The organism is Halosimplex pelagicum, from assembly GCF_013415905.1.
Classification (GTDB): Archaea; Halobacteriota; Halobacteria; order Halobacteriales; family Haloarculaceae; genus Halosimplex; species Halosimplex pelagicum.
On the sequence record NZ_CP058909.1, the window covers coordinates 2282540 to 2303805 of the forward strand.

A 21266-nucleotide genomic window follows, 5' to 3' on the forward strand; every position below is an offset into this window, starting at 1 on the left:
GACCCCAGTTTGTATGCCCCGTTTTGGTTGAGGGAAATCTGAATATGAGTGTTCAGTCGCCTACAAGCCAAAGTCCGCATACCAAGGAGAAGGCCGCCGGTCGGTTCATCAAGCAGCTGCTGGAACTGCGGCGAGGCCAGCATCTCAGGGTCCACCTGGAGGACTGTCCGGTTCCTGACTTCCATTCGGAAGACAACGTGTACGAGGTCACCAAGACGGTGGTAGCGACCTCGAAAAGCGGCGAGGAGTGTTACTTCAAGATTTTTCTCGGGTCCGATCACGTCCACTCGATGAGTGATCCCGTATTCAAAATCGTCGTCTCTCGAAACGTTCCCAACAAGATTGGGATGACACGCCCGAAGGCCGAATGGGGGAAGCACTGGATGAACGCTCGCACCGGGAAGAATCGATGGGGGAACAACAAGTGGAAGCAACTACACGGCAACCCTGAGGACATCACGATCGTCGCCGACGTCAATCGGTGTTCAGAGTGTGGACGTCCCCTGTAGCAAGAGCCGATGACCACTTCAGATCATCTGCGCGACCTCGGATACCGAGCTCGAGAGCGAGAAGACACTCCGATTCACAACTGCGAGCCAATCTCGAAGGCGCTCGCTGAACTCTGCCGGCGGGCGGATATTCCCGCGGAAGCCCGCGAACGGGCACTGGGCGAACAGCATATCACGCACTATGTCGTGATGGTTCCCGCCAGCGAAATCTCCGATATCGACCACGATGACGGGACTGTCTACGTGGACCCGACCATCGACCAGTTCACTCTCGAAAACTGGCGGAATGGGACTACGAAAGTCGGGCTCGCCCGTCGTGAGGATCTCCCAGAGGTCGGCATCTATCCGCCTGACGCCGAGGAGCGAGAGGTGTGGTATCACCGAAAATGAGCACGGACAGCAATACCCCCAATGCCAATTCCTCAATCCGGTTGGGCTCTGAATTCACTATCTTCCACGGGGACACGCCGATCGGGTACATCGAACCGTTCGGAGACCGTAATCACATCATCGGGCACATCGAGATTATGGAAGAGTACCGTGGGAGCGGATACGGGAAGGCCGCAACCGAAGCCTTCGTCCAACGGGCGAAGGCAAACGGAGCCGTCAGCGTGGAAACCTCGGTTGTAATCTCGCCGGCGTTCGAGCATATCGCGCGTGAGTTGGGGTTCACTGAAACCGCTCATGAAGAAGATGGTCTCTACCTCTCGAAATCGCTATGAGCCAAACGAAACCCGACTTCGAGGACGACTACGACACCGACCCGCCAGTCCCGATCGAAGCGAGCGGGCAAGTCGCGAACAGTTGTCTCGACCGGGACAACGTACCAGAGAAGCTCTTTCCCGAGGAACACACAGCCGAAGTCAACGATATGAAAGTCATCCGTTCAGGGTGGGGCTGTCCGCAATGCGGGTCGAACGTATTCCTACATCCTGATTCCATCATCCCCAGGAATAGCGTGTACTGCTTCCACTGTTCCTTCGCACCACTCGGATTAGCATGGTGGGAGGACGCCCGTCTCAACGATATCCTTCCCGATGAATAGCCACCCGACCGAATAACAACCAGAGCGACCAAAACCGGCACACTACCCAAGAAAACTATGGACGGAATCACAGAACTCAGACCGAACCTGTACGTCACTGACGCAGAAACTGTTCAAGACCTTCCAGCCGACAACCAGTTCGACGAGGTCGTCACCCTCGGCTACATGGATATCTTCGGGAATACCGTCCCTGATGCTTCAACGACTGGCAACCGACACAAGTTCCGAGACGGTCCACACGACTACGAGGACTTTGCCGCAGCTGCCAACCACGTAATCGACAGTCTGGAGCGCGGAGAATCGGTTCTCGTCCACTGCCAAGCTGGTGTCTCTCGAAGTCCGACGATCTGCTGTACTGCCCACGCTGTGACAGAGGGAAAGACAGCCGAAAACGCCTTAGAGGAGATCGAGGAACTCCATCCAAAGACGAATCCTGAGCCTCGAGTATGGGAAAGTGCAATCCGATTCGTCGAGGAGAACTCGGATTGAAACGATATAGAAGTCAGTCACATAATCGGGAGAGATCCAATTCACCATCTAGGTACTTCCTCCCATCAGAGCTTAAAGAATAATTCTGGTAGTTCTTATCCAGCAATCCGCGATCATGGAGTTCATTACACCGTCTCGTAATATACTGCCGTGAAAAGTCGATTCCTTCACCGATATCATTCAACTGTTCCGTGATGGCTGAAGGCGGATGATATCCATTGTCTCGAAGCCACTCCATTATTCGATCGTCGGCCCGAGTCGTCCAATCCGCCATTTTGCGGAGATCCTCGTCAACCATGTATTTACATTACCGATGATTAGACAAATATATCTTAGGCATTCCTTCAGCACCACGATAGGAACCCTCGCTATTTGCAGGACGAACAAGACTATCTCTGAAGAAGTGGGTTTCTACCTCCCGATTTGGGTAGGAGAATGAGTATGAAAGAAGTGGTCGCGGACATCCCCGATGAGGTTTCGGGAACACCCGTTCAGACTATCAAGTCGGGAGCTCGGCTTCCGTGCCCGCATTCCGACTGTACCTTCCAGTACTGGAACATCGGCGACCGGCGTGGGAAACGAACGCCGACGGTACAGGACAAGTTCAGTGCGCGAGACGAACCCTGTCGGCACTACCATACGAAGTGGAGTCCTGCGAGTACAGAGTCGCTCGAGACTGTACTTGCGGATGCTGCCGAGAGCGCGTCGGAAATCTTCTGCGTCGTCGACGAGCAGATCCCACTCGACGATTCGACCCTCGTGGTAGCCGTCTACGTCGAGCAGCAGACGACCTTAGGAGGGTTCTGAACTACCATGTCGACACGATCAGACGCACTTGAGGACGGCCAGCGTCAGCGACAATCCCGGTCGGTCCCATCGGTCACCTTCTGGACCGATACGACGGAGGGATCAACGTTCCAATCGGACAAGCTCAGGCACTGGACCGAGTCGCACCTGGAGGACGCCGAGCGAATCCTCAACCCCTGCGCCGGAGTTGCATCACTCAGCGTCGACGGTGAAGTCCTCCGGGTGGACGTCGACGAGGAGGCGGACGCCGACCTCCACATCGATTTCCGTGACCTACCTGACCACGTGGAGACCGAGTCGTTCGACGCGATCGTCTACGACCCGCCCTACACCCCGAACCAAGCCCGCTCGAAGTACGGGCTGGACATCTCTGACGAGGAGTTCTACTTCTACAGCCGGAAGGTGAAGGCGTTGTTCGACCAGCTCCTCGCGCCGGGCGGCGTGTTCATCCAGTTCGGATACTCGACGGCCGCAATGCCCCGAAACTTTGGCTACCAGACGATGAGCGTCGGGTTGTTCAACAAACTCGGTTCGCAGAATGACTACCTCGGTGTCGCGGCCCGCAAGCCGACCAGCCCGACCCAGCAGGTGTCGCCGGTCGCGGTCACGGAAACGGTCACGCAGAACGCCGGTGCAAACGAGATCGACGCTGGCGACATCTCCACTGGCGGGAACGGCGGGAACAGCATCGAGATGCGGTACAAACAAGCTGCCAACGACACCAGCTTCGAGGACGTGCTCGCCGGCGCTGTCGGAGAGTGGGTGCGTCCCGGCGACCGTGTCCTACATATCTTCGAGGACGAGCCCCGCGTCTCGCTATCTGGTAGTCGGTACACGACATGCCGCTACGACTGCGTGGACATCAACTCGCCGGACGATCCTGCGGCGGCTGACGTAGTCGAGACGCCGTGGAACATCGACGCTCGGTTCGGAACCGGCGTCTTCGATGTGATCGTACTCGATATTCCGCATTCGGCGTTCCAGCGGAACATCCGCACGCCACAGGAAGAGGCGAGTGGCGGGTCGGACGTGACACATATCGACACGGCACTGAAGCGGAGTCTCACCGACCTCGTGCGTGGCGACGGTGGTCGAGTCGTCCAGATCGGGCGGACGGCGACGTTGATGTCGGGCAACGACTACGACTATCATCGCGCCGGTGTGAGTATTCTCGAGCATCCAGCCGTCTCGCACGACCGGGTCGTCGCCGTCGACAAGAAACCTCACGAGAATCTGGAGATCGTCGGGCTCGGTGACGGCGAGGTCGACCGGCTCCACCAGCACCCGCACGGAGCGCCGGGAATCACGAGTAAACACCGACGGTCAGCGTTTGAACCGACAGCAGACAGCGAGTTCTGCGTTCACTGTGGCAACTCCTTCTTCCACCATCCAGCAGCGTACGTCGCCTGTCCTGAATGCGGTGCGGCAGCAGGAACCGGCTGTGTGACCGAGGACGGCACGCCGATTCCGCCAAGCGGTAGAGACCATCGAATCACGGCCGACGATGTTCACCAGGACCGGTTGGACATCGCTGCTGCGAAGCACTCTGGAGACTGTAACAGTAAGTCCCCGTCCTATCTGGATGCCGATCCAGAGATAGTCTCAGGACTGTTGGACGAGCTCTCTTCGAGCGCGTTCGACCGGGAGTGGGGACTGCTTGAGCGCAAACGACTGAAGGCGGACATCGAAGACCGATTCACGTCGGAGCCTCGGTCAATAGACCTGCCCGAACGAATCATCGACGAGTTGACGGGCAAAAACACGCACCAGAAAGCGGCCCCGGCCTCAACCTCGGATACGCGCTCGACAAGTGAGACCAGCTTGGACGACTTCCTGTAGCCCGACTGAGCGCGTCACCGATAGAATAATCAGACACCAAGCAACAAATCACAGACAGACCGATGAGGCTGAAGTACTGCAATAACTGTAAGCAAAATGTGAACCCCGAAGGGCACGGGGTCGATTGGCTCATCGCGGCTATTCTACTGCTCGCGGCCATCATCCCCGGTGTGGTCTATATCGCATACTGCTTCACCCTGAAGAAGCGGCGTGTAGACCCAACCTGCCCTGTCTGCAACGGCACGGACTTCTCACCGAAACAGACGCAGGATGTACTGGAAGACGAAGGAGAAGGGGGAGACACCGGAACGCCGGAAGAAGATACGACGCCGTTCAGTGAGCGAAGCAGGTACCACACGGTGCTTGCAGCGTTCGGTATCGGGTTCGGAACGATAATCCTTGTTGGACTCTGGACTGGTATCTTCGGTGGAATCTACTACGGGATCACCGGCGACGTTCCAGCACAAGTCGAGATGATGCTTAGCAACGTAAGCCTCATCGCCGGAACTGGCTCAATCATGTGGCTCTACTTCCGGTACTCCGACAAGACTCCCAACTTCCTCGACATCAAAATCCCATCGACAAAAGCGGTCGGCATCGGCGCACTAGGGACCGTCGTGCTGTTAATCGCCGCAACAGGGCTGGAACAGGTTTTCCGATTATTCGACATCACCGCCGCCGAACATCAGATATACGAGTTGGCTACAGCTGAGAGTGGTGGAATCTCCCCTGAGTTCTTGCTGTTGATGATTCCGATAGCCATTCTCGTGATCGGGCCGACAGAGGAGCTCATCTATCGGGGCGTCATCCAGAAATCACTATACTCGAAGTTCTCCAAGAGCCATGCGGTCGTACTGACGAGCCTCATCTTCGCCCTAGTTCACTTCCCGGCGTACCTCACAAGTACGGCCGCGAACGCGACTATCACCGTCACGACCGTGTTCATGCTATCGCTGGTGCTGGGGAAGATCTACGCCCACACCGAGAACATCGTGATTCCGAGTCTCAGTCACGGACTCTACAACGCAGTACTGTTCGGCCTCCTCTACATCGAAGTCGCTGGAATGGCGTAGTCTTCAACCCCCATCAGAAACCGGACCGAGACACTTCCAATTCTGCCCGCCGTTCCCGTCAGGCGTCACCCGCCACTTGTACGGGCCGTGCCCCTTCCCGTCATTACACTCGCAGTCTGCACCACATTTCTGCCATTTCTTAACGATGTACCCTTCACCCTCTGTCTCATCTACGTCAACTACGTCAGGGTCATCAACGACATCGTCCTCGCCCATATCGCGTTCTTGAACCTCTCGCTTGTAGGCGCGTAGTTCGCGAGCGTACTCCTCGACCGCTTCGAGTTTCTCGGGCGTCTGCCGGTCGAGTGCCTCAACAACGTATTCTGCCAGGACCTCTGGCGGAGCAGGTTTCCCCTCCATGTCTTACCAAGTAATTGGGGCCGATGCGTTATAACGATGTTGGTAAGGTTGGGGGAAGAAAGCCCACTAATCCACCGTTCGTGTGGATGAGAGACTGTTTTTACATCTCGGTGGATGATGGAAGATGTGGTAGTGAGTGAAGCCTCTCACTGTCAGACTGTTCGAGCCTTGTAGACCGATAGAGGCCAACACCGCTCCAGAGAAACACATTCACCTATGTCAGTAAGAGAAATCCAATCCAGTTCCAACCTACCGGCGCTTCGGTTGCCTCCGGGAGCACTTTCCCCGGAAGACAGGCAATACGAACACGACCCAGCTACTGAACCATCAGCCATCGAACCGATCGAACACAAGTTGCGGGTAGACCTGATGACCGCAGGGATGCCCGATTCTAGCCGACAGCTCCTGAACGAATACAGCCACTACCGAGCAGGGCCGGGTGACGACGACCCGTGGTGGTCAAAATCTCACGATAAGCCCCTCGCCATCCTGTACGCAGAGCGGACAATCAAACGGCAATGGGCCTCTGAAAAGGAATACTTCGAGGAGTACGAATCTGATTCGGTTATCGAGGATGCGCCTGCGTACTTGGAACAGCAACTCCGTAACGCTCGCGCAGCGAGTAATCCCGATACGAAGGTTGAGAACGAGCGCGAGAACCGAGAAAAGTGGTACAACCTCATGCCGTGGAAGAACCTGTACCCGATATTCAAAAAGGACAACATCGGGGAGCTGATCGAAACCAACCATCGGTGGCCGTCACAGGCTGAAGCACTCCACGGCCAGGGGCGAGAAAAGACAAGCTTCGTTGGGGTCCTGGTCATCCCGAATGACCGTGACGAGAAGACTGCCGCAAACCAGTACGGCGTGGACAGCGCCTACGTCTACAAAGAACAACAGTTCGCTTCCCGTGGTAATGCGGACCTGAAGATACCGACTGACTATGGTATCGAATTGCCCGCACCCCTACTGATGGGCAAGTATCCGAACGGCTCAAACTACCTCTTCATCCCGTGGTCGTCGGGGTTGGTCTGCCAAGGGCCGTTCAAGCAGAACAAGCCCTATCGGGTTTCGTGTAAGCACGAGGCTCTTGCAGCGTTCGTGCTCGCTCAACAGGATGGGATCTTCCTCCCTGTCGACGAAGGGCTAGAAGTCCCCGCTCGGGCACGGCGGTTCATCGACCCGAAGATCGCGACAAGCCACACGCCAGAACAATAGAGGCCCTAACATGGACGATTCCGAATATACCGCTCCGAACAGAGGAGTGCCACATCCAGACGAAACGCCGATCAGTCCCTACAACAAGCAAGAACTCCGCGACCTCGAAAGAACTGAACACAAACGAACTCTTCTAGCGTTCGCGAAGAAGATCAGGACGACAGAGGCCCAGTTGAAGAGTGAACTTCGAAAACTCGGGCTCAGCAGACGAGATAATCTTCTCGACGTCCCGATCAACAAGAACCAGAGGATGGTTCAAGACCCAACTTCTCTGCCAGCTGCGAGACGAGCAGAAACCGCGCAATCGAACCTACGGAACCACTATCAACGGTGGGCGCAAGTATGCGAACAGCACATTCAGGCGGCTAAAGCATCGGACACGGATGCCGACAAGGAGGACTCAGAATGACAGACCAAGACAACCCTCTTGAACATTGGACGACCATCAGCGTCGACGAACTACCCGAACAGTACCCTGACCACGTGACCCTCGACGACGGACCGTTCGGATGGAAGAACATACATACAGACACAGTACTCCATCTTGAGTACGAAAGCGGCAACGGCGAGTGGATTGTAGCCGGATGTAATTCCGTCGTCGGGCGTGCAGAAGACCTGCCGAGCATCAAGGCAGAAGCGCGTGAGTATATGCGTAACCATCGGCGGCCATCTCCGATAGTCGGATAACGAACAATGGTCGTACTGCTGTCTACGATCTCGAATCCGTCGCGACCGACGAAACTTCAAGAGTTTCACCAGAAACTCGGTGTCCTTCGCGACGAAGCTGGAGGTCCGTTCTACCTCTCAGATGCCGACGGGTCCGATGATTGGCCCGAGCGCGGTATCTACGTGTTCTTCAGCCACGATACCGAACCACTCGTAGACCCAGTTGAGGAGTGGACAATTACGAGGATCGGCACGGTCGGTGACAGTAGCGGGAGTACAAGTACGATGTGGGACAGGCTACGGGCTCACCGAGGTACTGTGAACAGCGACTATGGTGAAATGGGGGGTAACCACCGTGGGAGTATTTTCCGCAAACATGTCGGTCGTGCTTTCATCGAACGAGAGGGCCTCCATGACGAGTATCCTCACTGGGGTGTTCCCCACCGGAACTTACCAGACGGCATCTCAACATCCGAAATCAGAACTCAAGAACACGAGCTTGAACAGCGTGTATCCGAGTACATTCGCACACTCCCGTATCTGGTCATCGACATCCCCGGTGAACCAGGGCCAGACTGTGAACGTGCGATGCTCGAGAAGAACCTGATCGCGCTGGTTTCACACGCACGTCGGACAAGTCCAGACCTGAAGAAAGACGACTGGCTTGGATATCACTCTCCCCGCGCAGAGATCGCGAAAACTGGACTCTGGAACATTCAGCACGTCTCTTCCTTCTACTCTGACGATATCATTCAAAGGGTCGAACCTCATATCAAAGACACAGACCCAGTCATGCCCGAAGAACACTCCAATTAGTCTCTACTGGTTCTATCACGCAGAATTATAATCCTCGAACTGTTACGAACTGCTAATGGCAGTAAAACAGGAACTCCTCAGTAGGGCCGAAAGCGTGAAACCGTACTTCCAATACCTACTCGGTATCCTCCTCGTGATCAACGGAATAGGGCTATTCACGTACTCTATCGGAAGTGGTGTTTTCATGGTTCTCGCCGGCCTACTGGTCTTTCCCAAAGTCCAGGATGCGATCGAGCGGCACGCAGATACCAACCTCCACCCGTTAGTACTCGCGGGGGCTATCGGCATTCTGTTCGTGGCGTCATCAGCTCTCCTGCTCACTGCGGTAGACCTTAGTCAAGCACCGGACTTCCTCGTGCCGTTTGAGCAGTAGGACGGCTTAGCCCCCAATTCTTATATCTCCGTAAGATGAATGCCGAAGTACGCTTATGATAGGAACGATCAGTTTCCTTATCGCACTGGTAGTCGGTAGTCTCTTCACAGCCTCTATGATCGGGTTTGGTGTCCAGTGGGCGGCAAGCGAATTCGAGTTAGGACCGATCCCCCGAGCTTTCATCGGCGGATTCTTCATTATCACGACGGTCCTAGCGACAGCGATCGACCTCGATATCGTTCGAGCCATCCCGATCCTGCTGTTTATCTTCTATCTCGGCACATTCCAGATCGGGACACGAATCGGCCACGTTGTTGGGATGCAAGCCCCAGACGACAACGACCCACCCGAGATTTTCTTCGAGCTGTTCAACCGATACCAGTAACTAACATCGAAGACCACCTGTTCAAGCCACCAATCTATGGAGTTGAATACATCCAACGTCCCCTCTCTACATGATACCTACCACACTATCGTGAACGCCAGCTGGGAATCCGTCGCCCACGCGATCGTGATGGTCGGTTTGCTGGGATTCATCTTCGCCAACCGTGTTCGAAACTACACGAACGTCATCCGAGCAGACGGCACAGTTGTATTTCAATCTGCAGACGGCTGGTATCATCAACGAGCTACCGTCTATACTGTCGAGAACTACCCAGAGACACTCAACTTTGACCCGTACACCGGTTTCGATGCGGGAAATCAAGTAGGTCAGTTCGGGACCCTCTTTGATCAAATCCTGGCGACAGTGGCGCTCGTCATCGGTGGGGGGAACCCGTCGATATCAACTATCAATTCCGTTCTTGCATTCACCCCCCCTATACTTGCTGTCGCTGCCGGCATTTCAGTATACTATCTCAGTAAAGCGATCACGAACCGCTGGGGTGGCTTAACCGCTGTCGGGTTATTAGCCCTCACACCCGGCCTCTTCCTCTCGCACTCGATGGTCGGATTCATTGACCACCACATCGCAGAGACTGTGTTAGTCTCCATCTCTCTCCTTTGCTGTGTGAGGTTCACTAAAGCAGCTACTGAAATCGGGCTTGGGCTAACCCAATTCAAAACATCGGCGCTCAACTCACCGATAACTTGGAGCCTCTTCGCAGGCATAGCAAATGCGGTCTACCTCGTAATTTGGCCCCCAGGATTACTATACATCGCGATCTTGAGTGTATTCCTTGCAGCCGCTATCATCACCGAGTATCTAAAGGAGAATGACCCAGTTCCGCTTTCAGTTGCCGGTGCAGCGATGATGTTAACCAGCGGGATCGCAACCTTACCATTCGCTCCGACCGCCTCGCTCTCGGTGACAACGTTGAGCTTCATCCAAGTACTGATGCCGATTTCAGTCGGTATCGGGTGTCTCTTCCTCGGCTATACCGCACAAAAATTCGGCACCTGTCCGATTCGTAAGGTGGGCTACCTATTGGCTCTCGGGGCCGGTTCATGTTCCGTATTGGCGATCCTCGCATTAGTGAAACCCAGCATTATCGACTTCTTCATTCAGAACAGCAGTCGCGTATTCTGGTTCATAGGTCACGAGAGGGGAACACAAATCGCAGAAGCGGATACCCTCTCCAACCCGTTCAGATTCGGGTTCATCACCTACGGCTTCGCACTTATCGCGGCTATCGTCGGTTGGGTTCTGATGGTTGGTGAAGTGTTCTATAATGAATCAGGCACCCCAGCACGCCTCCTATTCGTCATTTTCACGCTGTTTATGACATCTGCGACCATTACCCAGCCTCGGTTCGACTACTATCTCGTAATCGCCGTTGCCGTCTTGACTGCGTACTCCATCTACAGCCTCCACCAGTACTCCCAGAAGTTGCTGGTTTCACGAGACATCACAACTCCAGAACTCAAGTCGAAGATAGCAGCAACAGGGGTTGCTATTCTGGTACTGATCCCACTGGTTCTCTCAGGCGCACCGATCGTAGCCGCAGATAGCTACACCTCGCCATCCAGCCACAACGGATGGACGCAATCCTTCGACTGGATCGAATCTGAGACTCCTGAATTCGGTTCTTATGGTGTAGAGTCATCCAACCAGCTCGACTACAACGGAGAGTTCCCAGCAGTTGACGACTACACCTATCAAGAAGGTCAGTATGGGATTCTAAGTCGGTGGGGGATCGGGCATCGACTAACCGTTGAAACAAGGCGAGTGCCCGTCTCAAACCCTCACCAACAGCATAGCACCGTTGCTGCAGATGTCCTTTTAGCTCCGTCAGAAGATACAGCAATAGACATACTCGACTCGAAATTGGGCGAAGGTAGCGGTGTCCGATATGTCGTCCTTGGTCAACCGTGGGGAAGCGGTGATCTCCGGTCGTTTACTTCCCCCGCAGCATCCGAGGGTGAATACGACATTCAACCGGATCAGCTTGGGATAACTCTGCAAGACGCGAATACCGGAAGTTTCGTCCGTACTCTTCAGACAGAGCGGAGTTACGAGAGTCTAAGGACTCGACTATACCAATTCCACGGAAGTGCGACCACACAGTCTTCGTTCGTGATCCACGGCAAAGGCGACCTCTCTTCCAGAGATACAGTAACCTCCGACAATATCGACATAGAGGAGTATGAAAACGCCATTGCTGCATCGAACCCCAGTAGTGGAAACTCCGCATTACACGGCGGTCTCTATGGTGAATCGCCACAACAAATCGATGCACTCCAGCATTTCCGTCTTGTTCACGCGAGTGAGGGGACAGTAGCAGAGCATCCAGAATCGATCGCAGCAGAACACTCAGAGGTTAAATCTGGCGAGACATCTGCTGTAAAGACCTTCGAGCGGGTTCCCGGTGCAACCATCCAAGGAGAAGCACCTGAAAACACGACTGTAAAGGCCAGTGTCGAACTTAGGATCACCACGACCGGAAAAACGTTCACCTACACCCAGTACGCGACAGCGAACGAAAACGGAACATTCGATCTGGTAGTCCCCTACGCAACGACAGGATATAGCCAGTACACAACCGAAGATGGATATACGAACACCTCGATCCGCGCAGAAGGCCCCTACCGGATAACGACAGTCAGTGACCCCACATCCGATGTAGTCAGAATCGGGATTCCAGAAGGAGCGGTCCTCGGCGAGGAAACGATCAGTACCACAGTCCAGGTAGAAGGGTCGTAGTTCGGGCCACGACCAAAGCTTATGGGAATCGCCTACAAAGCTACGAAAGTAGCCACGACAACTCATGGCACGCTCCAGTGTAGCTCCAAGTCTGCCGCACCGACCCCAATGGCTCTCAACGCCGATCGGGAAAACCGAAAACGGCGCAACAGTCACGGACATCACTCTCCAACCGGCACGCCGTTGCGAACTGAGTCTCCGGTTGACAATCGAATTCGCCAACGACCACCGGGAACCAGTGCGCTACTACCGGGTCAAGTACACTGGGGGCAAATGGGTGAACACAACGCCAGACGAGCCAAGTATCTGTGAAACCATCATCAGCTGGCTTGAGGAGAACGTAGGCGCTCCACCACTCCAGGTGGAATAGGAACTCGGTGAATCAGTTTTTACCCGCCGATCAGGAGAGGAACTGATATGGATAAAGAAAGAGAGCTCAGACAGACGAAAGACCCAACCAAGACGCTGTTATCCAAGTCCGATCTTCACGAGAAGTACCTCTGTGACTACGTGCTCAATATCGGGACTGGATGTAGGCACGGCTGCGTCTGGTGTTACGTGCCGGGAACGCCGAACATTCGAGCCCGGCAAGAGATGTTGAAAGAGGAGGTCGGTGTAGAAGACAGCCAAGAAGAGTGGGGTGACTATGTCCTCTACCGGACGCAAATCCCTGCTGAACTACCGGGCACAGTCGATCGAAAGCGAAAATGGAAAGAGACCGACAAGGGCCTCGGTACCGTCGGAATCAGCTTCCACACAGATGCCTACATGGATTCGACCGCTGCTGAACTTGCTACTCAGGCAGTTCGGATTCTCACCGATCGCGGCCACCATGTTCGAGTACTCACACGAGCGCCGATGAACGCTGCCACTCACCCGATTCGACGTGATCCAGCGGGTCGAGTAACGTTGCGAGGAGAAGACGCACTCGCGAACGCAGGAAACAAGCTGACGGTCGGGGCATCCATCAACTCTCTCAACAACGGGGAAGTCACCGCAATCGAACGGAACGCACCACCAGTAGAAGCTCGAATTCAAGGGCTGAAGCGCCTGAACGAGGCCGGAGTCCAGACATACGTGAGCATGAGCCCTACCTATCCAACACAGGACAAGAGTGACCTCCGGGCGCTGATGAAGCGTTTAGACGAACTCAATCCATCGGTGATATTCCACGAACCCATCAATCCACGGGGCGACAACTTCGAGCTCACCGTCGCCGCAGCAGAGAAGGCCGGTGAAATAGAGTTGGCAAAAGCCCTCACCGAAATACAATCCCCGTCTGCGTGGGCAGAATACGCATGTAATCACTATCGCTGGGTGCAAGAACTTGGAGACGAGATGGGACTCCCAGTACATCTGTGGCCTGACAAGGCACTGGTAAAGCAGGTAAGTGACAAACGGCAACAGTGGTTGCAGAAGTGGCGCGATCGACAACCACCGGAAGAGTTCGCAAACCGAGAAACGCCATCCGATCCGATGCCGACCCTACCACCCGTTCAGCAGACTCTCGGGTAAGATAGAGAGTAAATCGGGTCATAGAGAGTTATTTATATCCTCCGTTGGGTGGTGGAGAGTCTCTCGAAAGAGAGGAGATGTAGTTACCATGTCACAGGCTGAATCTCAGAGCGACAGTGAAGATGTCCAGAGCGGCGAAGCAAGCAGCGGTATCGTCATCACGAACGGTCCCGATGGAGTCGGTGAGGACAAACCGGCACCCGAGACCGAAGCGGAGTCCGAACCCGAGATCGACGCCGATGCGGAAGCAGAAGCAGATGCGGGCGTCGAAGAGACGACCGACAACGAAAGCGAAGTGACTCCCGAGGTCGACGGCGGGAGTGAGAGCGAACCGGCGAACGAGGCCGAGCCGGAGGCTGAGGAAGACGAAGAGGCAAGCGACGAAGCCGAGCCGGAGGCTGAACCCGAAACCAACGGAGGCGATGAGCCCGACATCAACGAGGATGCTGACGGCGGTGAGAGTGGCGGTAGCACGACCGAAACTGATACCGAGGTCGAACCTGAAACAGAAGGTGAGGAAGACGAGAGTGAAGACATCTCCGAACCCGAAGTCGACGGGAATGCCGAGGAAGCCGCCGACGCCACGAACACCGACGAAGACAGCAACACCACCATGAGCGAAAGCGAAGCCGAAGCGACCACTCAGAGTACAGACACCGAATCAGGCAGCACCGATCTCGCCGACGTCAGCGGAGCGCCGACGCAGTTCGAGGCTACGATCGAAGCCGATTCCCTCCAGGGCCTCATCGACAGCGTCGACGTCCTCGTCGACGAGTGCAAGGTCCGCCTGGGCGACGACCGTGTAGGCATTCGGGCGGTCGATCCGGCGAACGTCGGGATGGTCGACGTCGAACTGGAGGCCGAGGCCTTCGAGTCCTACCACACTACCCCCGGTCTGCTGGGCCTGAACCTCGAAAGGTTCGCCGACGTGGTGAGCCTCGCAGACAAGGGCGACCTCGTGCATCTCAACTTCGACCCGCAGACCCGGAAGCTCCACATCAACGTCGGCGGTATCGAGTACACGCTGGCGCTGATCGACCCGGACTCCATCCGCCAGGAACCGGACATCCCGGACCTGGACCTCGCCGTCGAAGTGTCCGTCCAGAGCGGCGTCGTCGACCAAGCCGTCACCGCCGCCGACATGGTCTCGGACCACATCGCGCTCGGTACCCAACAGGACGGGCGCATCAACCAGCTCGTCATCGAAGCCGAGGGCGACACCGACGACGTCGAACTCGTGAAGGGCGAGGACGAAGAAGAGATCATCGACGGGACGTTCAACGGGGCCGCTCACTCGCTGTTCTCGCTGGACTACCTGAAGGACATGAACAAGGCGCTCCCGAAGGACGGTGTCGTGACCCTGGAACTCGGTCAGGAATTCCCGGTCAAGGTCCACTTCGACGACGAGGACGAGCAGATGCACACCACCTACATGCTCGCACCCCGTATCCAGTCCGACTAAAGAAGAAGCCGTCTGCCGATCAGTTCTTCTTAGTCTTCACCACGGAACGGATCATCGAGATCGTCTTGAAGACTGTGGTCAGGCCGTTGTTCTTCTATGCTATCGCCCTCCTGAGCGAAGGGATCTCCTGTAGATTCGGCAAACGGGTCACCGGTTCCCCCTCCACCAGATTGAGAATCATCTCGCCGCTCTCCCTGTGGACGGTCACCAGCAGAGCGACCTGAACCGGGTCTCTCAGGCTGCTGCTGTTGTTCCCGAGAACGCGGCGAACGGGCTCCATTCGACTGTTGGCTACCGTGGTCTTGATGGCCTTGACGAGGATGACCTCCCCGTTCCTGGTCACGTGGATGGGCCTGACGGTCACCGTCTTCACCTTCCTCACCTTCTGGGTAACCACCTCGAATCCGCTGTTGATACTCGTATCTTACTTGGTCGATTTCATTTGCGACAGTAGGCCCATTTTTCACACCCTCGAAGACCAACTCTTTCCCGCCAGTTGAAGCAGTATATATGTCGATATAACCGACGTTATACCACCGTTCTGGGAGAGGTTGTCGGCAGTCGATGGAGTTGATATCTACTAAGTCGAGACGGGTTCGGTTTGGGGCCAGGACATTCTCTCGGTGTATGAGCCGTTTGTCAGTCACGAGATGCCACGTTGACGCCCGAATCAACACGACATATACAAGCAGTAGAATAGCGATTGCCGTGAACAGTACTGGTGCGTACCACCACGTACTCGGGACGGAGAGGTCCAATACGTTCGGTGTCACAGCATCAAGGAGGGGCTCACCATAACCGAGAGGCACGGCAACTGTTATTACGAACGAGAGGAGGAGAAGAATCCCACTAAATACGTACGGGCCGGGCGACAGCCACCTACTCGGATTCCCCGCGTAAATCACCTCCTCATCCTGTCGAATCATCGAGTTAGGGTAGAAACGGCCAGAAAGCCCGCTCTGCGGGTCAGTCGTCCCCGTCGCCCTCGGGAGGAGCCACTGGAACCCCAGGATAATCGCGTGCCAGAACTTGGCCAGACCACTGATGATGAACAGGGCCAATTTACCCTGGAACGACTTTGGTGACTCCGTAGTATTGGAACCGTCCTCGGCTGCTCTACCCTCAGAAGCCGGTTTCACACCCGGTGGTTCTGAGCTCTCCCGTTCAGGACTTGAGGGGGCCGCCGAGTTACGGTGATGTTTTGGCCGGCCCTGTTCTCCTGACCGTTTCTGATTGTCGGCCCCTTGTTCACGCTGAGGTTGTGGTGAAGGGGTCTGATTTCCCGCCTCTCCCCTCTGTGAAGACGAGGAATGGGGGGTTTCATCTGGTTCTGGGTTCGGTTCAGGTGACGGTTCTTGTTCGTTTCCGGGTTCTGAATCTGAATTCCTCCAGGGGTAGGGTTCGTCAGTGGTGGAAGGGTCGGGTTCCTCACCAGAATCCCGGTTGTTCGGTCCAGCCATTGGTACTCGTCCTACGCCACAGATTGCCCTTCAATATGAATAATTCTTGCCCCGTGGCGGGACATAGTATGGACACAGTAAGGCTGTCCCAGAATCGGAAGATCAACCTCGATCGGGTGAGGTTTTTATACCAGAACTCCATAACTGCGTGATATGCCCAATTGTGAGAACTGCGGCAGTCACGTTAGTGAGCAGTATCTCAGAGTATTCGAGCCGGAAGGCGTAGACGACCCAAGAGCCTGCCCTCAGTGTGAGGACAAGATCAGAAGTGGCGCAGAAGTTCGAGAAGCTCGAGCCCCGCGACAGTAGCCGGTCAGTCCCCCAAGACAGGTTGGAGGTGTCGTTATGCTGTATGGGGACGGGCGTCCTCTGCGATCGGTTCGATTTCTTCAAGGACAGCATCGGCACGAACGTCGGTCCACCCGCTGACCGACAGCTCTTTCGAGAAGTTGAGGCTGATAGTCTCAACACCATCAGCATCTTCCACCTCGTACTCTCGGACTAGTGGGACGATCTCCTGCTCGACGATGTCGGTTTGGAGCGTTACCCATCCGTTCAGGGTAGCTTCCTTCCCGAAGTACACCTTCGCCGTTTTCGTTGGGTCAACGCTATAGTCACGGCCGGAACCGGAACCGCTCTCGTCATTCCCGGTTTTTGATTCATCAGCCACTTTCTCATCCGGGGTAGACTGTGCCGACGAACTCAACGACGTCTGTTCGCTCCCGCTGGTCGCTTCATCATCAGTATCACTCGTTTCCTGTTCCCGTGACTCGGCTTCCTCCCAGAAGGTCGAGACCATCTGCCCAACTCGGTCAGGTCGAGCAAGGCCGAATTCCTCCTGTTCTTGGTCCGAGAGATACTCTTCGACACCATCCCACGCAGTCGAAGCGTAGCGGTTATCGAGGAGGAGTCGGACACCAGTTTCATCCGACCCACGGATCACGCGCCCGAAGGCCTGCCGAACCTTCCGCACTGCCGGGATCGTGAGCGCGGTCTCGTAGCCCGACCGGGACCCCATCCGTTCGTCGTAAGCCGTCCTGATAGCCTTGATTCGCGGCATGTGCGACGGGAGCAGCGGGATACCGACTGCCGCACAGCAGTGGAGCTTCCCGCCGTCGTAGTCGACGCCCTCGGTGATCGTCCCACGACAGCTGGTGAAGATGACTGCCTCTCCGTCAGCAAAGAACGCCTCAAGCGTTTCCGTCGTCTCTTGGTCGGAACTCGACTGGTCGAGATGGAGACGTTTGGACGGGTCCTGGTTCTTGATGAACTCGTAGACCCATTTTGCTTCCCGGTAGTTGGGCATCGCTATCATCACATTCCCCCGCGTGCTGACGATCTCCCGGAGCATCTTCGCGTACTTCCGACGAGTATCCGTCATCCGTGCAGGATCTTGAGTCGGGTCCCCCCGATTATCGTTGATGTACTTGGGGAGGTCAACCGTCATCGACAGCCGGTTCTCACTGGGGAATCGGAGCGGGTACTGCTCGAACTCCGTGGGTCGAATATCCGACTCATCAAGGGTGTCCGAGTCAGGCTTCCGAACCGAACTCGCACCTGTACTGTTCTCGTCGCCGTCGTCTTCTTCCGTGGGGTACGGCACGTCGTCAATGCCGATAGCCTCCTTGAAGACATCCGCTGGCTGGATAGTTGCAGACATCAGGACGCCGCCACCGATCTCTGCGAAGACGCCACGAAGTTCATCCCGAGGGACGCAGTTGAACAGTTGGTAACTCGGCGTCCAGCCACGGACCCATTCGGGGAAGGAGTCCGGGACGCTGTCTTTCCTGTTATCATCGAGGACGACCTGATGATGATATTCGACGCGATCCTCGGTCACCCAACGACGGAAGAACTCGCCCACGCCGACACCCTGTGGGGTTCGGTCGTAGATCCCCTCTTCTTCGAGGGCGTCGTAGACGAACTTGATGCCGAGCATCACTTGATAGACCTTGGTGAAACTCGTGTGGTCAAAGTCGTCGCTGGCGAGGACATCATCGTAGAGTTGATCCGTGTCTCCGACCTGTTCAGGGTCTGCGAGTTCCTTCTCCAGTGTGTCCAGTTCCCAGTTCTCGACCGCCCGCCGCCAGCTCACGTCCTTGTATCGGTCGTTCAGTTTATCCGCCCCGTATTCGCCAAGTTTCTGCTTGGCGAACCGGAGGAAACGGGCAGCTTCATTCAGGTCATCGGCGTCCACCGAGTAGTTCCCAGCGGTATCGAGAGCATTCTTGACAAGGGACTGTGCCCGTGACGCTTCTTTCCCACTCAGTTCTGGGGTCGGCGTTTTCTCGTGATCGCCAACTGCGTACTGCCGGGCGATTTCGATGTCCGAGATAGCACGGTCAAGCGTATAGATATCGACCTCGGTGGAGAGCATATCCCGAACCTTTCGTTCGACCTGATGCGCCTCGTCGACGACGACGATGGTTTCGTCGTCGAAAAGCCCGATCTTATCTTCAGTCAGGAGACGAGTCTGCGGGTCGAACAGGTGGTTGTAGTTCCCAAGAACGACTTCTGCCTCTTCTGCGAAGTGGGCCATCGCCTCATGTGGGCAGATGCCCCGTTTGGCGGCCGCCTCGAAGAGGCTGGCCTGATCGAATACGAAAGAGTCGGCGTCCCCAAACCCAAACGGGAGTCCACCTTCGCCGGCGAAGAATCCCGCGTAGAACGGGTCGAATTTCCCCTGGAGGTCCATCGGCAGCTGCCCCTGACCAGACACAAGGAGTTCGTCCATGTCCACGATATCGTTCGTGTGGGGCACGTAGTCTGGGTACGGTGTCGACACGCCGTTAACGGTCAGCGTGTCGAAATCGTTGCCTGATGAGGACGCCATCTCAGAGACTATTTCCTTGACTGCCGCCGCCCGGAACGGGTCGTACCGATACCGCTCTTGGTACTGTTCAGCGGTCTTGGAGCCCTCATTCCAGTTGTAGTCGTACAACGAGAACTCAGGCGGGCTCATCCCGTCAGGCCAGTCGAGGGGGATATCGCTACCGAATTTGATGACCTCGCGGGTCATCTCGCGGAGATCGTCTATCTTGCCCCGGACGCTGTAGTCGTCGAACGGAGCAATATCGACGTAGCTGTACGGCATCATATCGCCGCGCCCTCGCAGGACGACCGTCGGGATTTGTTTGGTTCCCGCCGGGAGCGAGGTGTTGACGCCCTGCAGTTCCTCAACGAACTGCTTGAGTTGCTGTTTGACAGGCGTAACAGCGACGAGACGGCTGTAGTCAGGGAACGTCTCACCAGCGTCACACCGCGTGGAGGAGAGGTGACGTCGATCTCGGATTGCGTGGATGCCACCAGTTACAGCAGCCAGCGTTTTTCCCGTACCACAAGCTCCCTCGAGGAGATAGAGACCGTTATCTGCAAGGAGATTGAGGAAGGTATCGACAGCATCGACCTGATCGGCGTAGGCGGTATCGTAGCGGAAGTACTGTGTCCATTCTTCGTCGACGTCGCCGAGGTCGATCTCTTCCACTCCGTCTGACTGTGTACTATCGCCATCTGAGTTGTCGAGGATGATGTCTGGTTCCATCGGCTCTCCGCCATGCACCTCCGGCGGAACAGGCGGCGGGTCCTGAGTATCGTGTTCGTCACCAGCCATGTATTATACAACAAAGATGGCGCTACCGCCTCTTGAAGGTTCGTCTTTTGTGGAGAATAGCGTAATCTACCGACGGGATTCCCCGGTTTGGGTGGTTGGTAGTGTGGCGGAATTATTTATATGTGACCGGGTAAAACAGAGTCTTACTGGTGAATTAGATGATTCAGCGGAAAATTCCCGGCTGGCACCGGGTACAGCGTGCCATTCTCCTATCGACGGCGCTCGGCGTGATGATCCACGAACTCGCCCACAAAGAGATGGCCGAAGAGTTCAATCTGAACGTACAGGAGGTCAAATACTTCCAAATGGAGGGTGGGAAGGCAGGCTACGTCAAGCACGATACTCCCCGAACCTACACCGGAATGGTCGCCGTTTCAATAGCACCGTTCATTCTGAATACAGCTGTGGCCTACACCGCATTCGTGATCGGTGGTGGATACGTATTCTATCATGGCCCAAGCGCCCTCCAACACTGGGAATGGGTACTTGTCGGTGCGGACATCTGGATAGGGATCTCCGCTGCCCTCCATGCGTTCCCGAGTCGGCAGGACATCGGAAACATCTGGGCCGCTGCGAAGTCCATCTGGAAAGAAACAAAAATACCGATACTCCAACCGATCGTTGCGAAGCTCAAAAACCACAATATCGTCTTTCAACTCATTCTGTTGCCCCTTTGGATACCGGTTCTCCTGATCCGTGGAGCAATCTTCTCGCTCTGGAACTACCGCGTGATGTTGAGCTTCCCGGTAATGGGCATTCTCGTTGTACTGGATAAATTCAAACCATTTGGTTCGCACTTTGTGTTTACTGCGGCGCTCCTGTGGAGCTCCTACTACTCTCTGAGCTTCATCTTTCCTCACACAACCCCCTGAAAGGGTGTGA

23 protein-coding genes and 1 pseudogene are annotated in these 21266 nt (G+C 55.7%); 19 read left to right on the forward strand and 5 right to left on the reverse strand.

The window, feature by feature from the left end; all coding sequences use genetic code 11:
* Positions 1-44 precede the first annotated feature (44 nt).
* From HZS54_RS11170 to HZS54_RS11190, 5 genes are read left to right on the forward strand one after another with little or no spacing between them, the layout of a single operon-like run.
* Positions 45-509: a hypothetical protein gene (locus tag HZS54_RS11170; RefSeq protein WP_179922597.1), complete on the forward strand. Its 465-nt coding sequence runs from the start codon at positions 45-47 to the stop codon at positions 507-509.
* Between the two features lie 9 nt (positions 510-518).
* Complete coding sequence (locus HZS54_RS11175) at positions 519-899, forward strand: hypothetical protein (RefSeq protein WP_179922598.1); 381 nt, start codon at positions 519-521, stop codon at positions 897-899.
* Complete coding sequence (locus HZS54_RS11180; RefSeq protein ID WP_179922599.1) at positions 896-1231, forward strand: GNAT family N-acetyltransferase; 336 nt, start codon at positions 896-898, stop codon at positions 1229-1231. The genes HZS54_RS11175 and HZS54_RS11180 overlap by 4 nt, the downstream gene beginning before the upstream one ends.
* A complete protein-coding gene (locus HZS54_RS11185) occupies positions 1228-1554 on the forward strand; it encodes a hypothetical protein (RefSeq protein WP_179922600.1) in 327 nt (108 codons plus the stop codon). The genes HZS54_RS11180 and HZS54_RS11185 overlap by 4 nt, the downstream gene beginning before the upstream one ends.
* Before the next feature lie 57 nt (positions 1555-1611).
* Positions 1612-2043: a dual specificity protein phosphatase family protein gene (locus tag HZS54_RS11190; RefSeq protein ID WP_179922601.1), complete on the forward strand. Its 432-nt coding sequence runs from the start codon at positions 1612-1614 to the stop codon at positions 2041-2043.
* A gap of 13 nt (positions 2044-2056) precedes the next feature.
* Here HZS54_RS11190 and HZS54_RS11195 read toward each other — a convergent pair whose 3' ends face one another.
* Positions 2057-2341, reverse strand: coding sequence for a phage repressor protein (locus HZS54_RS11195; RefSeq protein WP_179922602.1), 285 nt, complete (start codon positions 2339-2341; stop codon positions 2057-2059).
* A 143-nt stretch (positions 2342-2484) separates the two neighbouring features.
* Here HZS54_RS11195 and HZS54_RS11200 point away from each other — a divergent pair, with 143 nt between their 5' ends.
* From HZS54_RS11200 to HZS54_RS11210, 3 genes are all read left to right on the forward strand, one after another.
* Positions 2485-2850, forward strand: a complete 366-nt coding sequence (locus HZS54_RS11200) for a hypothetical protein (protein ID WP_179922603.1) — start codon at positions 2485-2487, stop codon at positions 2848-2850.
* A 6-nt stretch (positions 2851-2856) separates the two neighbouring features.
* The gene (locus tag HZS54_RS11205; RefSeq protein ID WP_179922604.1) at positions 2857-4689 is read left to right on the forward strand and encodes a zinc finger domain-containing protein; all 1833 of its coding nucleotides are present in this window, start codon (positions 2857-2859) and stop codon (positions 4687-4689) included.
* Positions 4690-4787: 98 nt separating this feature from the next.
* Complete coding sequence (locus HZS54_RS11210; RefSeq protein ID WP_179922605.1) at positions 4788-5762, forward strand: CPBP family intramembrane glutamic endopeptidase; 975 nt, start codon at positions 4788-4790, stop codon at positions 5760-5762.
* Between the two features lie 3 nt (positions 5763-5765).
* Here the strand turns inward: HZS54_RS11210 and HZS54_RS11215 are convergent, their stop codons facing one another.
* Positions 5766-6122: a hypothetical protein gene (locus HZS54_RS11215; RefSeq protein WP_179922606.1), complete on the reverse strand. Its 357-nt coding sequence runs from the start codon at positions 6120-6122 to the stop codon at positions 5766-5768.
* Positions 6123-6491: 369 nt separating this feature from the next.
* Here HZS54_RS11215 and HZS54_RS11220 point away from each other — a divergent pair, with 369 nt between their 5' ends.
* The 9 genes from HZS54_RS11220 to HZS54_RS11260 all read left to right on the forward strand — a co-directional run bounded on the left by HZS54_RS11220 (position 6492) and on the right by HZS54_RS11260 (position 15314).
* Complete coding sequence (locus HZS54_RS11220) at positions 6492-7340, forward strand: hypothetical protein (protein ID WP_179922607.1); 849 nt, start codon at positions 6492-6494, stop codon at positions 7338-7340.
* A gap of 10 nt (positions 7341-7350) precedes the next feature.
* Positions 7351-7749, forward strand: coding sequence for a hypothetical protein (locus tag HZS54_RS11225; protein ID WP_179922608.1), 399 nt, complete (start codon positions 7351-7353; stop codon positions 7747-7749).
* Entirely contained in the window at positions 7746-8027 is a 282-nt protein-coding gene (locus HZS54_RS11230) for a hypothetical protein (protein WP_179922609.1), read from the forward strand. Before HZS54_RS11225 ends, HZS54_RS11230 begins: the two co-directional genes overlap by 4 nt.
* A gap of 6 nt (positions 8028-8033) precedes the next feature.
* Positions 8034-8822: a GIY-YIG domain-containing protein gene (locus tag HZS54_RS11235; RefSeq protein WP_179922610.1), complete on the forward strand. Its 789-nt coding sequence runs from the start codon at positions 8034-8036 to the stop codon at positions 8820-8822.
* Positions 8823-8877: 55 nt separating this feature from the next.
* Positions 8878-9195: a hypothetical protein gene (locus HZS54_RS11240; RefSeq protein ID WP_179922611.1), complete on the forward strand. Its 318-nt coding sequence runs from the start codon at positions 8878-8880 to the stop codon at positions 9193-9195.
* Positions 9196-9250: 55 nt separating this feature from the next.
* Positions 9251-9580 carry a hypothetical protein gene (locus HZS54_RS11245; protein WP_179922612.1) on the forward strand — a complete coding sequence of 110 codons (330 nt, stop codon included), beginning with the start codon at positions 9251-9253 and terminating at the stop codon, positions 9578-9580.
* Positions 9581-9616: 36 nt separating this feature from the next.
* Positions 9617-12337, forward strand: coding sequence for an oligosaccharyl transferase, archaeosortase A system-associated (locus HZS54_RS11250; protein WP_179922613.1), 2721 nt, complete (start codon positions 9617-9619; stop codon positions 12335-12337).
* A gap of 417 nt (positions 12338-12754) precedes the next feature.
* The gene (locus HZS54_RS11255; RefSeq protein ID WP_179922614.1) at positions 12755-13852 is read left to right on the forward strand and encodes an SPL family radical SAM protein; all 1098 of its coding nucleotides are present in this window, start codon (positions 12755-12757) and stop codon (positions 13850-13852) included.
* 718 nt (positions 13853-14570) lie between these two features.
* On the forward strand, positions 14571-15314 hold the full coding sequence (locus tag HZS54_RS11260) for a DNA polymerase sliding clamp (RefSeq protein WP_246391944.1): 744 nt from the start codon (positions 14571-14573) through the stop codon (positions 15312-15314).
* A 94-nt stretch (positions 15315-15408) separates the two neighbouring features.
* Here HZS54_RS11260 and HZS54_RS26280 read toward each other — a convergent pair whose 3' ends face one another.
* Positions 15409-15711, reverse strand: coding sequence for a hypothetical protein (locus HZS54_RS26280; protein WP_246391919.1), 303 nt, complete (start codon positions 15709-15711; stop codon positions 15409-15411).
* Positions 15712-15772: 61 nt separating this feature from the next.
* Positions 15773-16774: pseudogene (locus HZS54_RS26690) on the reverse strand (PH domain-containing protein); the annotation flags it as partial.
* 153 nt (positions 16775-16927) lie between these two features.
* On the opposite strand from HZS54_RS26690, the gene HZS54_RS26695 reads away from it, so the two are divergent.
* Entirely contained in the window at positions 16928-17083 is a 156-nt protein-coding gene (locus HZS54_RS26695) for a DUF7563 family protein (RefSeq protein ID WP_425484379.1), read from the forward strand.
* A gap of 34 nt (positions 17084-17117) precedes the next feature.
* Here HZS54_RS26695 and HZS54_RS11270 read toward each other — a convergent pair whose 3' ends face one another.
* A complete protein-coding gene (locus tag HZS54_RS11270; RefSeq protein ID WP_218927144.1) occupies positions 17118-20315 on the reverse strand; it encodes an ATP-dependent DNA helicase in 3198 nt (1065 codons plus the stop codon).
* A gap of 227 nt (positions 20316-20542) precedes the next feature.
* Here HZS54_RS11270 and HZS54_RS11275 point away from each other — a divergent pair, with 227 nt between their 5' ends.
* A complete protein-coding gene (locus HZS54_RS11275; RefSeq protein ID WP_179922617.1) occupies positions 20543-21256 on the forward strand; it encodes a metalloprotease family protein in 714 nt (237 codons plus the stop codon).
* Positions 21257-21266: the final 10 nt, after the last annotated feature.